The organism is Corynebacterium sp. p3-SID1194, assembly GCF_025144155.1.
Lineage (GTDB): Bacteria > Actinomycetota > Actinomycetes > Mycobacteriales > Mycobacteriaceae > Corynebacterium.
This window is the reverse complement of the sequence record NZ_JALXWY010000001.1, coordinates 30,091-43,499: the sequence shown is the minus strand read 5'-3', so window position 1 is coordinate 43,499 and position 13,409 is coordinate 30,091. Positions and strand designations below refer to the sequence as shown.

Below are 13,409 nucleotides of genomic sequence, written 5' to 3'. Positions count from 1 at the left end.
GTTTACACCGCGTGTAGCCAAAACCATCATTCTCCTGCTTCGGAATTAGCGCGGGATAAGGCTCGTGAGAACTTCGAAGTGGTGAGTGTTCGGGAAGGCGTCGATAAGCGCCATGCGCTCGACTGCGTACCCGCACCCGCCCCACGCTGCGAGGTCGCGCGAAAACGTCGCGGGATCGCAGCCGATGTGAATGACGCGCTGCGGCGCGCGTGCAGCGACGGCCTCCACGACATCCGCGCCGGCACCTGTGCGCGGCGGGTCGAGGACAACCAGCCCCGGATCGGGCAGCCCGTCGATGCTCGACTCGACCTTGCTGTTGCGCACCTCCACGTCGACATCCGCCAGCGCCGGTTGCGGATCGCGCGTCGCCGCCGCCGAAAAATCGACGCTGACCACGTGCGCCCTCGAGCCGAGCGCATCGCTTATCGACGGCACGAACAACCCCACTCCCCCGTACAAGTCCCATCCGACGGGCCGTGCATAGGTGTCCGCCGCCCAATCGGCGATATAGCGGCAGTACGTGGCCGGAGCTGTGGTGTGGGCCTGCCAGAATGCCGTGGGCGGAAAACGGAATACCGATTCTTCGATGCCGCTGCTCTGCGGCGCGGGAACTGCCTCGGTCACGACGGAATCGCCTTCGATCCGGGTCTCGATGCGCTCGATCCGCTTGCCGCGCTGCGCGCGCTGAGTCTCCACGACATGGCGCGTGCCGCGTGAATCGACCACGACGACGAGCTCCGCGCCCGGAGTGAACCTGCGCGCATCGGCACCGACGATTCCATCGAGCGCTTCCTGGTTGACCTGCGTGCAGCGCACCCCCGCGATCACGTCGTGGCTGCGTGCCCGGCGCATCCCGGCGCGCCCATCCGGTCCCACGCCGAGGCGGACGCGCGTGCGCCAACCGGTCAGCGGCGCGAGTGTGTCCTGTTCGAGATCGATGGCGAGGTCGAAGCCGGTGAGAACACCGCTCGGGCGCGCGAATTTGTCCAGCTGGCCGACGAGGATTTCGCGTTTGAGCCTCTCCTGCGCGGTCGGCGTGATGTGGGAGTAGTCGCAGCACCCGGCGCCCGCTTCCGCAGCGGGGCAGGCCGGGTCCACGCGGTCCGGCGACGGGGTGTCGATGGCCTGCGCTTCCCCACGCGCCCAGTTCTTTTTCACCTTGGTCAACACCACCGATGCGGTGTCGCCTGGAATGGCGCCGGCGACAAAGACGACCCGCCCGTCCGGCGCGTGCGCGATCGCCTCCCCGCCGTGAGCCATCGTCGTCGGTGTGAGCGTGAGAGTGTCACCCACGCTCAGTGCTGGTGAATGCGTGGTGGGTCGGTCGTCCATGTCTTGAGTGCTTGTTCTAGTTCTGGTTCTGCTGCTGTTGCTGTTGCTGCGCCATTGCCTGCTGCAACTGCGCGGCAAGCTGCGCGGGCAGCTCAACCGGCAGGGAGTTGCCTGCCAGCACCGGGGAGGAGCCGCGGTAGATGAAGGAGCGGGCAATGATCTCGTGCGCCAGCTCAGCCAGCTGATCTTCCTTGCCGTGCGGTGCCGCGAGCGTGACACGGTAGAGCCAACGCGGGCCCTCCACACCGACGATGCGGATGACACCGTTGTCTCCGCGGCCCACGACCTCGCGGCCCCACGGCCCTTCCTCGAAGGTGGCGGGCATTCCCTCACCCTGCATCCCCTCGATGATCTCGTCGCTCGACTCTTCCCACATGCCGCCGGAATTCGGCGCAGCGAATGCGACCGGAGTGACGCGGCCGAATTCGGTCACGACGTGGAGCATGCGCGGGCCCTGCTCGCCCATCTCCACCTGCACCTGGGAGCCCTTCGGCAGCGGCAGCTGGATCGAACCCAGATTCAGAATGCCTTCAGCGAAATCACTGAAGTCGAAATCCTCGATGTCTACGCTGTCGCCGTCGAATGGACCAGTGTCGCCGCCAACGGCGTCGTGCTCGATTGTGACCGGCCCCGCGTAGGCCTGGGTCTGGGACTGAACGTGGTCCGCATCCTCTGCCTTGTCCGCCGCAGCGGATACGAGCTTGGGCTCGGGTTCATTCTCGGATTCGTCCTCCTCGGAAGACTCCTCCTCGGACTCCTTGGAGCTCGCGCCCTCCTGCAGGTCCGTAATGGTGTACTCGGAGCTCGGGTCGCTCGGCTTCTCTGCTTTTTCGGAGCTCGCGCCCTCCTGCAGGTCCGTAACGGTGAATTCGGAGCTTGGGTTGCTCGACTGCTCTGCGTCCTTAGCGTCTGCAGTGAGCTTTTCAGCAGCGTCAGCCGCCTTCTTCTTATTCTTGCCAAACGGCCAAAATCCCATGGTGCTGCGATCTCCTTGTGCTAGTTGTGCTTGATGTAATCGATCAGTTCACGCCGGTTGAACCGTACCCGCCGGCGCCGCGGACCGTCTCGTCAAGCTCGTCGACCTCGACGAAATCCGGGAGTTCCACCCGCTGAACAACGAGCTGTGCGATACGCATGCCCCGGGTGATCTCGAATGGCGTGTCCTTGTCCGTATTGAGCAGACACACCATCAACTCGCCACGGTAGTCCGCATCCACGGTGCCCGGCGCGTTCACGATCGTGATCCCGTGCTTTGCCGCCAAGCCTGAGCGCGGGTGGATCAAGCCGACGGTGCCCAGCGGCAGCGCCAACGCGATCCCTGTCTTCACTAAAGCGCGCTCCCCCGGCGCGATCGTGAGATCTTCAGCGGAGTGCAGGTCCACACCGGCGTCGCCACGGTGCGCGCGCTTGGGCACAGGCAACTCGGGATCGAGCCGCTTCAACGGGATGGGGCCGATTCCCCCACCGGCGGCGCTTTCATTCGCATGATTCATCGCGTGGTTGGTCACGGCCCCAGACTACGTGACCGCTCCATGCTCCCGCCGTGGCGCAGTGTCGCGGCGAGCAATTCAAAGATTGTCCCCGCGCTGCTTAACATGGAAGGCGTGACGGACAACGCCAAAGAGAATGTGACCAGCAACCCCGCCGGGGCATCGCAGACTGCTTCCGGTTCCCCGGAGGTGCTTTATTCAGAACGCCAGTGGGTGCCCGCGTGGTGGTGGATCATCGGCATCGCGTTCGCCGTATTGCTCGGCGCCCAAATGGGCAATAACCGTGGCTTCTGGTGGTTCGCCATCACCTTCGTTCTCGTCGCCGCGGTGATCGTGTGGTTCCTGCTCCACCTGTCGTCCACCGTGGTGAAGGTGGAGAAGGATAGCGATGGGACCCGCTGGCTGGTGGCGGGAGACGCGAACCTGCCAGACAACGTCGTCACGCGTTCTCTTGCTGTGCCCAAGTCTGCGAAACAGAACGCGCTCGGGCGTCAGCTCGACCCGGCCGCATACCTCATCCACCATGCGTGGGTTAAGGAGCTCGCCCTCTTCGTGCTCGACGATCCGGAGGACCCCACTCCGTACTGGCTCGTGTCGTCGAAGAACCCGGAGAAACTTCTCCGGGCGTTCGTCCCTGCGCAAGCGGAACAAGCAATCGCCCCGCTTCAGAAGGGCTAGAAACTACTCGCAGTCCAGGCAGATCTTCGAACCGTCGGACTCCGTGTGGCCCAGACGGTTGTTCTTCTGCACCAGGAAGCAGGACGCGCAGGTGAACTCGTTCTGCTGCTTCGGCACGACGGAGACGTTGAGCTCCTCGCCGGTCAGATCCACCTGGGGCGGGTCGAAGGCATCGACGACTTCGCCGTCGTCGTCCATGCTGCTGCCGGCGACTTCCTCGGCCTTGAGCCCCTCTAGCGAGTCGGTCTCAATCTCATCGTCGAGACGTCGGCGGGGCGCGTCGTAATCGGTGGCCACTAGTGGGTCTCCTTTGCCATACATCGTCGCAGCATCAACCGCGCTTTTCTGGGTGGAACACCACCCGCTGACGGCCTTTACTGCCTTCTTTCGACGCGATACTAAATCAACGTGTCCCGTCTGTCATGTTTCCCCCGCGCATTGCGTCTCTGGCGTGTCACGCTTGCCGCCTCCCGCAGGACCGCACCGCACTCATAACAGCGGGATGACTAGAATCAGCAACCATGAACACTGGGGTGGCTGAAACCAACGAAAACAACGCGCACGCTGCGAAAGAAACACCGCACGCGCACTGCTGCGGAATTGACATCGGCGGCTCTGGCGTCAAAGGCGCCATCGTGGATATGACGACCGGCGAATTCGTCAGCGACCGCGTCAAAATTCAGACCCCGCAGCCAGCCACCCCTGATGCTGTCGCTGAGACGACGGCGGAGATCGTGCGCCAGCTCAGTTGGGACGGCCCCGTGGGCATCTGCCTGCCATCGGTCGTCACCGACCAGATCGCACGCACCGCCGCCAATATCGACGACTCGTGGATCGGCACCAACGTCCACGAACTTTTCACTCGCCACCTACCGGGCCGCGAGCTCGCAGTGCTTAACGACGCTGATGCAGCCGGCTTGGCCGAGGTCGCCTTCGGTGATGAAGCCGCCCAGACCGGTGCCGTCATGTTCCTCACCTTCGGCACAGGCATCGGCTCTGCATTCCTCATGGACGGCGCGCTCTTCCCCAACACAGAGCTGGGGCACATGATGGTCGGCGACAAGGAGGCCGAGCACCAAGCCTCCTCCGCAGTGCGTGACCGCGAAGAGCTGAGCTACAAGAAGTGGGCCAAGCGCGTGGACCGTGTTCTGGCCGAGTACGCGCGACTGTTCAATCCGTCCGCTTTCGTCGTCGGCGGCGGCATCTCTCGCAAGTCAGACAAATGGGTGCCGCTGCTCACCATCGACACTCCCGTCATACCGGCCACGCTCCGCAATCGTGCCGGAATCGTCGGTGCCGCGATGGCCGTGTGGAAGGACATCACTCCGTAACTTCCTCCCCTAAAGCTCCACCGCACACTGAAATTAATGACTTTCACAAGGTGGCGCTCACTGAGTGTGCGTGCGTATGCTGTAGGGTTGTTCAATAACTTAGCGGTTCTAGTGCTGGCAGAAGACATTTCTGCTGGGGCTTGTACCGCGCCGTAACACATGGACGCAGGAATAGACTCCGCCTCTCCGCGTTGACACTGCCGCCACCGCAGTCCCGTATTGTGGTGGCGCACCAACGAAGAGAAGCGGCGAGCTCATGAAAGGTCGTACGTGGCAGCGAGCACCCCATCTAAAAACCAGAGCCCTGAGAACAGCGCTGACGCATCCGGGGACACCGGCGCCACTTCGCCTGCCCGCAAGACCGCCGCTAAAAAGACGACGGCGAAGAAAACTGCCAAGAAAGCAGTGAAGAAGACTGCTAAGAAGACGGCGAAGAAGACCGCCAAGAAAACGGCGAAGAAGACCACGAAGAAGACGACCAAGAAAACCGCCAAGAAGACGGTGAGGAAGTCCGCCGCAAAGAAGACTGTGCGCAAGTCTGCCGCGGCGAAGGTCGAGGCCCCGGACGAGTCCGATGAGTTCGACGAGAGCGCTGAAGACGACGACGATCTCGACGACGACATGCTCGACGCGGATATCGACGGCGCTGATCTCGATGACGACATGGACGACGATCTCGACGAAGACAACCTCGGCGACGAGGAATTCGAGGACGACCTCGATGACGAAGAAGTTGTCGACGCTGCCATCGAAGACGAGGACGAGGAAGACGACTCCGAGGATGTCGTGCCCGAGCTCGGCGAGGAAGACGGTTCCAAGAAGGCTCCGGCTAGCAGCGACGATGATGACGATGACGACTCTGGCGCGCCGTCTGTCTGGGATATCGAGGAATCCGCAGCCCTGCGCCAAGCGCGCAAGGATGCGCAGCTGACTGCGTCCGCCGACTCCGTTCGCGCCTACCTCAAACAGATCGGTAAGGTCGCCCTGCTCGACGCTGAGCAGGAGGTGTCCCTGGCCAAGCGCATCGAGGCAGGTCTGTACGCCCAGTACCGCCTGGACGAGATGAAGCGCGCCGCCGACGAAGGCGACAAGGACGCCAAGCTCAGCCCGGCCATGAAGCGCGACCTGCGCGCCGTCGCCCGCGACGGCCGCAAGGCGAAGAACCACCTGCTGGAGGCAAACCTTCGTCTCGTGGTCTCCCTGGCGAAGCGCTACACCGGCCGCGGCATGGCCTTCTTGGACCTGATTCAGGAAGGCAACCTCGGTCTCATTCGCGCCGTCGAGAAATTCGACTACTCCAAGGGCTACAAGTTCTCCACCTACGCCACGTGGTGGATCCGTCAGGCGATCACCCGCGCGATGGCTGACCAGGCCCGCACCATCCGTATTCCGGTGCACATGGTCGAGGTCATCAACAAGCTCGGCCGTATCCAGCGTGAGCTTCTGCAGGACCTCGGCCGCGAGCCGACTCCGCAGGAGCTGGCGAAGGAAATGGACATCACCGAGGAAAAGGTCCTCGAGATCCAGCAGTACGCGCGTGAGCCGATCTCTTTGGACCAGACCATCGGCGATGAGGGCGACAGCCAGCTCGGCGACTTCATTGAGGATTCTGAGGCCGTCGTCGCGGTGGACGCCGTGTCCTTCACCCTGCTGCAGGACCAGCTCCAGGACGTCCTCCACACGCTCTCCGAGCGCGAGGCCGGCGTCGTGCGTCTGCGCTTCGGCCTGACTGACGGCATGCCCCGCACTCTCGACGAAATCGGCCAAGTCTACGGCGTCACCCGCGAGCGCATCCGCCAGATCGAGTCGAAGACGATGTCGAAGCTGCGCCACCCCTCGCGTTCTCAGGTGCTGCGCGACTACCTCGACTAGTCAACGCGCACTCGACGCGAAAGCCCGTAGGTCTCTTGAAAATAAGAGAGCCTACGGGCTTTTCTGCTCTGCGGAGTTAGCTCCCTACTTCCCCTTTGATGTCGAAACTCCACACGGGGGTGAACTCGTCGTTCTCCTCGTCATAGCTGACAAAGAGGTGCGTTGCGTGACGGAAATCGCCTGTGTGAAGGCCACAGTAGGTGAGATCGAGTTTCTCGTATTCCTCTACGTCAGAATGGTGTTTCTGTTGTTCAAGCCAGACCATTTGGCCTGCCGGATTCACGACACCTAGGCCAGGGACACCGAATTCTGCCGCGTTCTTATCCTTGAATTCGCCCACGTTGAGAACCGCATCAACGCATATTTCATCGTCCATGCCTTTGACCGTTTCTACTCCGAACCGGGAGACACTAATATCCCCCAGACTCAGCGTGGCGTTTTTCAAATCTTTCGACTCAATGGGCTCCCTTGTGCCCATCGGAACGGCATCTGGAAACAGTTTGGAGTAGTTTTTCCCAATAATGTTGAATCGAGTGGGCACCGTATCATCGCCATAATCGCTGGGTATCTCTCCCGCAGCGATAGAGGACAGATCAGACAGCTTGCGGGCCATTGGATGCAGTGGTTCACACGACGCGCCCACAGACAAGACGAGATCGGGGTATGCCGGATCATCGGTAGTCATCATGCACCAGGGATCTCCAGGGGTTTCCGAGGTAGTCTCCTCCCAGGCTTCGATGGCGGAGGCGGATACCTTACCTTCTAACGTCTCTGACTGAAGAGAGAAATCGACTCTGATATCGCCTTCGGTCGTTTCAACCCACCCAGAACACGAGTCATCCCTGTCATACGGCAGGAAAACATCTTGCCAGGCGAGGGAATCAAAGAGCTCTTCTCCGAGCTCGCAGCTCACCATTTTGCCGTCAACAAATGTGTGGTCGACGGCACGCTGGTCGATTTCTGGGACTTTCTCCCGCTGAATCCAGGCAACTGCCCCGCCGATCACCGCGATAAGCAGAACGATGGAGAGCACAGGAAGAAGGACACTAGGCTTCCCGGGTTGCTGCGGTGCCATTGGAGGGCCAGGAGGGACATTCGGATTCTGGGGCGGGAAAGAAGTCGGTTGGTCCGGGGCGCCCTGGACCCCGGGTTCTACTGCGTGGTTCGTCGGTTGCTGCGCCTGGTGCGTCTCGTCAGAAGCGACCGGCTGTTGCTGCGGCGACTGGTAGAGCGGGTACGGGGCTGTTGGACGGTCCCCCGGGGAGTATGGGGTTGGCTGGCCGTAATAGATGCCGCCGCCCGGCGGCATCGAGGTCGGCCCCTGCGGGAACCCGGCACCCGGCCCGCGGGAGAAGCCGGGAGGAGTCGGCGGGACATTGCCGGCGTCGTTTCCGTTCGGCCTACCTTCTGTGCCCTGCACTTCTCCTCTTTCCGCAACACGCCACGAGCGCAGTCGTCCGTGGACTGAAAAACGGTTGTGACCACAGAGACATTACCTGGAAATAGCGGAATTCTCTCGGCGGATTTTCTGCGGTAGCGCGTCAACAGAAGGCGAATAATCCGGGCTAAGTGCTCTCGGTGAACCGGCCATCGGGGTGCTTTTCGATCTGTTCGTTGAACTCGTCCGGGCCGATGGGGGCTGGATCGTCGAAGTCGGTGTAGCTGCCCGGTTCCTCGAAAAGCATGGAGATGAGAATGACGGCGATGAGGATGGAGACGATGATCGCGCACACATTGAGGACGATGCCGATGATGGCGGATATGAGTCCGCCGCGGCGCAGACCCCGGCGTTTCTGGCTGATCCCGATGGCGCCAAAAATGATTCCGACGATCGCGGAAATTGAACCGAGGATGATGAACCACCACGAGGTGAGAATCGTGGCGATACCGATGACGAGAGACGCGATGGCGAAGCCGTTGCTGCGGGGCTGCCCGTTGTAGTGGTCCGCGTAGCCCGAAGGAAGGTATGAATTCGGGCCGTGGGGGTTGTAACGCCCGTACGCGTCAACAGGGCCCTGTTCAAAAGGCTGGCCGTAGCCGTCGAACTGTCCGGCGCGCTCGTGGGAATAGCCGCCGTAAGGTTCGTTCAGTGGGTCCCGCGGGCTGCGCGGGTAACCAGCGCCGTAAGGATTCGGGTGCACCATGGTGTGGCCGACTTTACCACTGCTGCAGGTACCTGATTCTTTCCCTGAGCTGATCGGCGGAGCACAGTGCGGTAGGCGGACCGCCGCAGGCTTTGCGCACCTCGGTGTGGATCGCACCGTGTGGGCGGCCGGTGCGCGAGGCCATGATGGACACGCGCGTGTTCAACTCTTGCCGGAGCGCGGGGATGTCCTCCGACGCGACACCGCTGCCGCCCGTGGCGCTTGCTGCGCCGACGGGTGTATCCGGTGAGGCCAGTGGACGCGCTTCCCGCTCTTTCGCGGCGGCAGCCTCTTTGGCCCGGCGCGCTTTCTCCTCTGCCTCGCGGGCGTCGAGCTGCTCGGATTGGCGTTTGCGCAGAAGCGTCTTCACCTGTTCCGCGTCGAGGAGGCCGGGCAGGCCGAGGAAGTCTTGTTCCTCGTCGGTTCCGGTCATCGTCGGAGTGCCGTAGGTGGAACCGTCGAAGATGAGGGAATCGAGCTCCGCTGAGGCACCAATGGACTCGTATTTCGAAGCCTCGTCGGGCTCGCTTCGCTTCTGGTTGGCCTGCTCAAGCAATTCGTCGGACCAACCGGATTCGCGGTGCGGCTTGCCCAGCACGTGGTCGCGGGAGACCTCCATTTCTTCGGCGAGGCGCAGCAGGACCGGCACTGACGGCAGGAAGATCGAAGCGGATTCGCCGGGCATACGGGAACGCACGAAGCGGCCGATCGCCTGCGCGAAGAACAGCGGCGTCGACGCCGAGGTCGCGTACACACCTACCGCCAGGCGCGGCACGTCGACGCCCTCGGAGACCATGCGGACGGCCACGAGCCATTCGTCCTGGGAGGAGGAGAACTCGGCAATGCGTTTCGACGACCCCGGCTCGTCGGAAAGCACCACAGTCACGGGAGTGCTGCTTATGGTCTCCAGGATTTTCGCGTACGCGCGCGCCGTCGTGGTGTCCGTGGCAATCACGAGGCCGCCGGCGTCCGGCATGTGGCCGCGGACCTTCGTCAAACGGGTCTGCGCGGCCTGGAGCACCGCGGCGATCCAATCGCCCTTCGGGTCCAACGCGGTCTTCCACGCGCGCGCCGTCTGCGCCGCATCCAGCGGCTCACCGAGCCGTGCGGTGTATTCCTCCCCCGCCGAGTCCTTCCACTGCGCCTCACCGCTGTAGGCGAGGAAGACGACGGGGCGCACCACACCGTCTGCAAGCGCTTCGGCGTAGCCGTACGTGTAGTCCGCCTGGGACACGAGATGCCCCTCGCCGTCTTCTTCGTAGGTGACGAATGGGATCGCGGAATCGTCGGAACGAAACGGCGTGCCTGTCAGCGCGAGGCGGTGATCGACGTCGTTGTACGCCTCGCGCACACCGTCGCCCCAGCTCTTGGCATCGCCGGCATGGTGGATCTCGTCCAAAATCACCAGCGTGCGGCGCGACGACGCCACCGCGTGGTGTTTGAACGGGTGCATGCCCACCTGCGCGTAGGTGACCACGATGCCGTCGTAGGCCGGGTTCACCGCAGACGAATTAGTGAACTCCGGGTCGAGCGACAGCCCGAAGCGCGCCGCGGCCTGCGACCACTGGACCTTCAGGTGTTCCGTGGGCACCACGACGATGATGCGCTCGACGGTCTTCTCCGCGTGCAGCGTGCTCGCCAACGTCAGCGCGAAGGTCGTCTTACCAGCGCCTGGCGTAGCCACGGCGAGGAAGTCCTTCGGCTTCGTGGCGGTGAAAAGGTCAAGGGCCTCCTGCTGCCATTGGCGCAGAGACGGCCCTTTGCCCGGTGCTGCGGATGTCACTTGCGGCGCAGCCCCTTGTAAATGCGCTCGCAGTCGGGGCACACCGGGGAGCCGGGCTTGGCCTGCTTCCGCACCGGGAAGGTCTCACCGCACAACGCGACGACCATGTCACCGCTGATGGCGGAGTGCACGATCTTGTCCTTCTTCACATAGTGGAAGAAGTCCGGAGTGTCATTGCCCTGCGAAGTGTCTTCGCGGACATCGGGCCGTTCAATCGTCTTCGTCGTTGTCTGCGTCACGCACACCATCATGCCTCATTGCCCGAACCATGTTTAAAAACCGTGTTGCTGGCTGCTCGCGGAAGTGCACGCGGCACGTCTACCCTTGGGTGCCATGAGCACAGCAGGCGGACCCAACGATCCTTCCGTCGTCGACGGGGATGCGGTGAGCTCGCCCGGCAAGCGCTTTTCCCGTCGCAAGGCCGCGTTGATCACGTCCGCGAAGCGTTCGCCGCAGGAGAATCTGCGGTCGCGCGAGCGTGCTTACCTGATCATGCAGGGCATGCGCTTGCCGTTCGTGTTCCTGTCCATCGCGGCAGTGATGTGGTGGCATAACTGGGTGCTCGCGATCATTTTCTTCGCTATCTCGATTCCGCTGCCATGGATTTCGGTGGTGGTGGCCAATGACGGCAACGAGGTGCGCGATAAACGTTCGCGGAACGTATACAAGCCCGCCGCCGCCCGCCAGCAACAGCTCGCGGCCGCCCGCCAACAACAGCTCACCGAACGAGCGCACACAGACAACACCCCTGAGACGATCGACCACGAGGATTAAGGAGCTATCCGTGCACCCCACCGACATCGCGGGCGAACTGATCCGCGAATTTACTTCCGCCGGGTTCACCTCGGATTCCATCGCCGCGCACCTCGGCCCCGATGCCATGGAGGCGCTCTTCCGCGGCGAGCCCGGCGCGGTTGTCGAAGCGTGCGATGATTCGCGCTTGTCGGGCCTCGTCCGTTTCTTCCTCGTGCGCGAAAAGATGACAGCGGAACAGCTCTCCGAGTTCCTTCCGGCGCGGCTCGTTCTTTCGCTTATCGACGCCGCCGTGGTCTCCCCCACCCCCTCCGGCGACCTGGAAATCGCATTGGACATCCGGCCCCACATCATTGCCGGGCGCGACCGGTTCATTTTCTCTGACCTGGATGCTTCCATGACCGACCACGTGCCAGGCCCCGACCACGTTCTCGGTGTCGGTGCGGCGAGCTTGTCGTTGCTGTCCGCCACGCCGCTGACTCCCGTCGACTCAGTGCTCGACTTAGGAACCGGCTCCGGTGTGCAGGCTCTGGCGCAGTCGGGTTGTGCTGAACGCGTGGTGGCCACGGATGTCCACGAGCGCGCCCTTAGTCTCGCCGATGCCACGATGGCCGGCGCCGAGGCGACCAATGTGGACCTGCGCCACGGCTCCTGGTTCGAGCCCGTCGAGGGCGAGCGTTTCGACCGCATCGTGGCAAACCCGCCCTTTGTCGTGGGCCTGCCCGAGGTCGGCCACGTCTACCGCGATTCCGGCCTCGACTTGGACGGCGCCACCGAACTCGTTGTGTCCTCTGCCCCCGACTACCTGGAAGACAGCGGTTCCGCCTTCATCCTGGGCTCCTGGGTACACACCAGCGAACAGTCGTGGGAGCAGCGCGTGGCCAGCTGGTTCCCCTCCACCGGTGTCTCCGCGTGGGTGCTACAGCGCGATGTCGTGGACCCCGCGCTATACGTCTCCACATGGCTCAAGGACGAGTCCGTCGACCCCCGCTCAGCCAACGGGATCGCCCGCACCCGGCAGTGGCTCGCCCACTTCCGCGAGGAAGACGTTCGCGCCGTCGGGTTCGGCTGGATCTTCATCCGCAAGATCGGCGACGCCCCCACAGAAGTCGTGACCGAAACACTTTCCCAACCGTTCACAGACCCGCTCGGCCCAGAGGTCGAGGAGTATTTTGTGAGAATGGAGTGGCTGCGGGAGACGTCGATAAGCGATGTGCTCGATGCGCGCTATGCGCTGCGTCCCGGCATCGCCCTCGAAGATGTCAGCCTCGCCGACGCCGAGACCGGCATGGGATTTGCCCCCGAGGTCAAACGCATCACGCGTACCGACGGCCCCCGTTTCAGTCACGAGATCGACGACGCGGTCGCCGCGATCATCGCCGGACTCAACCCCGACGGACTGCCGCTTCGCGACATCGTCTCCCTCTGGGCCGCCTCCCACGGACTCGACGACGACGCCGAAGAAGCACTCGCCCACGATGCCGCCGGAGTCATCGTCGACCTGATCCGCCACGGCTTCGTCCTCCCCGCCGACCTCATCAGCCTGAACAGCTAGCCGAAAGGATCCCCAATGAAAGCCGTGCTCACCCGTGTCACGCAGGCCTCCGTCACCGTCGACGGTGAGACCGTCGGAGCCATCGACTGCCCCGACACCGGCGGGATTCTCGCCCTCGTCGGAGTCGGCAACGACGACGCTGACGACGCCTGGGAGACCATGGTGCGCAAAATCGCCGAACTGCGCATTCTCGACGGCGAAGTATCCGCCGAGGATGCAGGCGCACCTGTCCTCCTCGTCAGCCAATTCACTCTCATGGGACGCACCAAAAAAGGCCGCCGCCCGTCGTGGTCCGACGCTGCTCCGGGCGATGTCGCCGAGCCCATCATCGCGAAGATCGCGGCCGGTTTGCGCGAGCGCGGAATCCATGTTGAAGAAGGCCGTTTCGGGGCAATGATGGAGGTCGCGTCGGTCAACTCCGGACCGTTTACCGTAACTGTTGAAAGCTAAACGCAACCTGCTAAAGTCCCA

The 13,409-nt window shown here is 63.1% G+C and carries 14 protein-coding genes; 6 read left to right on the top strand and 8 right to left on the bottom strand.

All coding sequences use genetic code 11. The features are described 5' to 3' along the window. Window positions 1–45: 45 nt before the first annotated feature. The 3 genes from M3G19_RS00200 to dut are packed head-to-tail and all read right to left on the bottom strand — an operon-like array spanning window position 46 to window position 2,825. On the bottom strand, window positions 46–1,332 hold the full coding sequence (locus tag M3G19_RS00200; protein ID WP_259899757.1) for a class I SAM-dependent RNA methyltransferase: 1,287 nt from the start codon (window positions 1,330–1,332) through the stop codon (window positions 46–48). Window positions 1,333–1,348: 16 nt separating this feature from the next. After that, entirely contained in the window at window positions 1,349–2,308 is a 960-nt protein-coding gene (locus M3G19_RS00195; RefSeq protein WP_311198323.1) for a DUF3710 domain-containing protein, read from the bottom strand. Between the two features lie 43 nt (window positions 2,309–2,351). Then, entirely contained in the window at window positions 2,352–2,825 is a 474-nt protein-coding gene (gene dut, locus M3G19_RS00190; protein ID WP_259900215.1) for a dUTP diphosphatase, read from the bottom strand. A gap of 111 nt (window positions 2,826–2,936) precedes the next feature. Here dut and M3G19_RS00185 point away from each other — a divergent pair, with 111 nt between their 5' ends. Then, window positions 2,937–3,500 carry a DUF3093 domain-containing protein gene (locus M3G19_RS00185; RefSeq protein ID WP_259899756.1) on the top strand — a complete coding sequence of 188 codons (564 nt, stop codon included), beginning with the start codon at window positions 2,937–2,939 and terminating at the stop codon, window positions 3,498–3,500. A gap of 3 nt (window positions 3,501–3,503) precedes the next feature. Here the strand turns inward: M3G19_RS00185 and M3G19_RS00180 are convergent, their stop codons facing one another. After that, window positions 3,504–3,797, bottom strand: coding sequence for a DUF4193 domain-containing protein (locus M3G19_RS00180; RefSeq protein ID WP_210574272.1), 294 nt, complete (start codon window positions 3,795–3,797; stop codon window positions 3,504–3,506). A 224-nt stretch (window positions 3,798–4,021) separates the two neighbouring features. On the opposite strand from M3G19_RS00180, the gene ppgK reads away from it, so the two are divergent. Together ppgK and M3G19_RS00170 are read left to right on the top strand one after the other, a co-directional pair. Beyond that, window positions 4,022–4,831 carry a polyphosphate--glucose phosphotransferase gene (gene ppgK / locus M3G19_RS00175; protein WP_259899755.1) on the top strand — a complete coding sequence of 270 codons (810 nt, stop codon included), beginning with the start codon at window positions 4,022–4,024 and terminating at the stop codon, window positions 4,829–4,831. A 219-nt stretch (window positions 4,832–5,050) separates the two neighbouring features. Then, window positions 5,051–6,703, top strand: a complete 1,653-nt coding sequence (locus tag M3G19_RS00170) for an RNA polymerase sigma factor (protein WP_259899754.1) — start codon at window positions 5,051–5,053, stop codon at window positions 6,701–6,703. A 76-nt stretch (window positions 6,704–6,779) separates the two neighbouring features. Here the strand turns inward: M3G19_RS00170 and M3G19_RS00165 are convergent, their stop codons facing one another. The 4 genes from M3G19_RS00165 to M3G19_RS00150 form a co-directional block, all read right to left on the bottom strand. Continuing rightward, window positions 6,780–7,736, bottom strand: coding sequence for a hypothetical protein (locus M3G19_RS00165; RefSeq protein ID WP_259899753.1), 957 nt, complete (start codon window positions 7,734–7,736; stop codon window positions 6,780–6,782). A 532-nt stretch (window positions 7,737–8,268) separates the two neighbouring features. Beyond that, window positions 8,269–8,847 (bottom strand): DUF4190 domain-containing protein, encoded by a 579-nt coding sequence (locus M3G19_RS00160; protein ID WP_259899752.1) that lies wholly within the window; start codon window positions 8,845–8,847, stop codon window positions 8,269–8,271. A 13-nt stretch (window positions 8,848–8,860) separates the two neighbouring features. Continuing rightward, window positions 8,861–10,630, bottom strand: coding sequence for a DEAD/DEAH box helicase (locus tag M3G19_RS00155; protein ID WP_259899751.1), 1,770 nt, complete (start codon window positions 10,628–10,630; stop codon window positions 8,861–8,863). After that, window positions 10,627–10,878, bottom strand: a complete 252-nt coding sequence (locus M3G19_RS00150) for a DUF3039 domain-containing protein (RefSeq protein WP_259900214.1) — start codon at window positions 10,876–10,878, stop codon at window positions 10,627–10,629. The genes M3G19_RS00155 and M3G19_RS00150 overlap by 4 nt, the downstream gene beginning before the upstream one ends. 85 nt (window positions 10,879–10,963) lie before the next feature. Here M3G19_RS00150 and M3G19_RS00145 point away from each other — a divergent pair, with 85 nt between their 5' ends. From M3G19_RS00145 to dtd, 3 genes are read left to right on the top strand one after another with little or no spacing between them, the layout of a single operon-like run. Then, a complete protein-coding gene (locus tag M3G19_RS00145) occupies window positions 10,964–11,404 on the top strand; it encodes a DUF3099 domain-containing protein (protein ID WP_210574261.1) in 441 nt (146 codons plus the stop codon). Between the two features lie 10 nt (window positions 11,405–11,414). Continuing rightward, window positions 11,415–12,938: a class I SAM-dependent methyltransferase gene (locus M3G19_RS00140; protein ID WP_259899750.1), complete on the top strand. Its 1,524-nt coding sequence runs from the start codon at window positions 11,415–11,417 to the stop codon at window positions 12,936–12,938. Window positions 12,939–12,953: 15 nt separating this feature from the next. After that, a complete protein-coding gene (gene dtd, locus M3G19_RS00135; RefSeq protein WP_259899749.1) occupies window positions 12,954–13,388 on the top strand; it encodes a D-aminoacyl-tRNA deacylase in 435 nt (144 codons plus the stop codon). Window positions 13,389–13,409 lie beyond the last annotated feature (21 nt).

What these genes read in the sequence shown, in the direction of transcription:
- dut (WP_259900215.1), bottom strand. Translation starts at nt 2,825, where the DNA reads ATGAATCATGCGAATGAAAGCGCCGCCGGTGGGGGAATCGGCCCCATC.
- M3G19_RS00145 (WP_210574261.1), top strand. Translation starts at nt 10,964, where the DNA reads ATGAGCACAGCAGGCGGACCCAACGATCCTTCCGTCGTCGACGGGGAT.
- dtd (WP_259899749.1), top strand. Translation starts at nt 12,954, where the DNA reads ATGAAAGCCGTGCTCACCCGTGTCACGCAGGCCTCCGTCACCGTCGAC.
- M3G19_RS00200 (WP_259899757.1), bottom strand. Translation starts at nt 1,332, where the DNA reads ATGGACGACCGACCCACCACGCATTCACCAGCACTGAGCGTGGGTGAC.
- M3G19_RS00195 (WP_311198323.1), bottom strand. Translation starts at nt 2,308, where the DNA reads ATGGGATTTTGGCCGTTTGGCAAGAATAAGAAGAAGGCGGCTGACGCT.
- M3G19_RS00150 (WP_259900214.1), bottom strand. Translation starts at nt 10,878, where the DNA reads ATGGTGTGCGTGACGCAGACAACGACGAAGACGATTGAACGGCCCGAT.
- M3G19_RS00160 (WP_259899752.1), bottom strand. Translation starts at nt 8,847, where the DNA reads ATGGTGCACCCGAATCCTTACGGCGCTGGTTACCCGCGCAGCCCGCGG.
- ppgK (WP_259899755.1), top strand. Translation starts at nt 4,022, where the DNA reads ATGAACACTGGGGTGGCTGAAACCAACGAAAACAACGCGCACGCTGCG.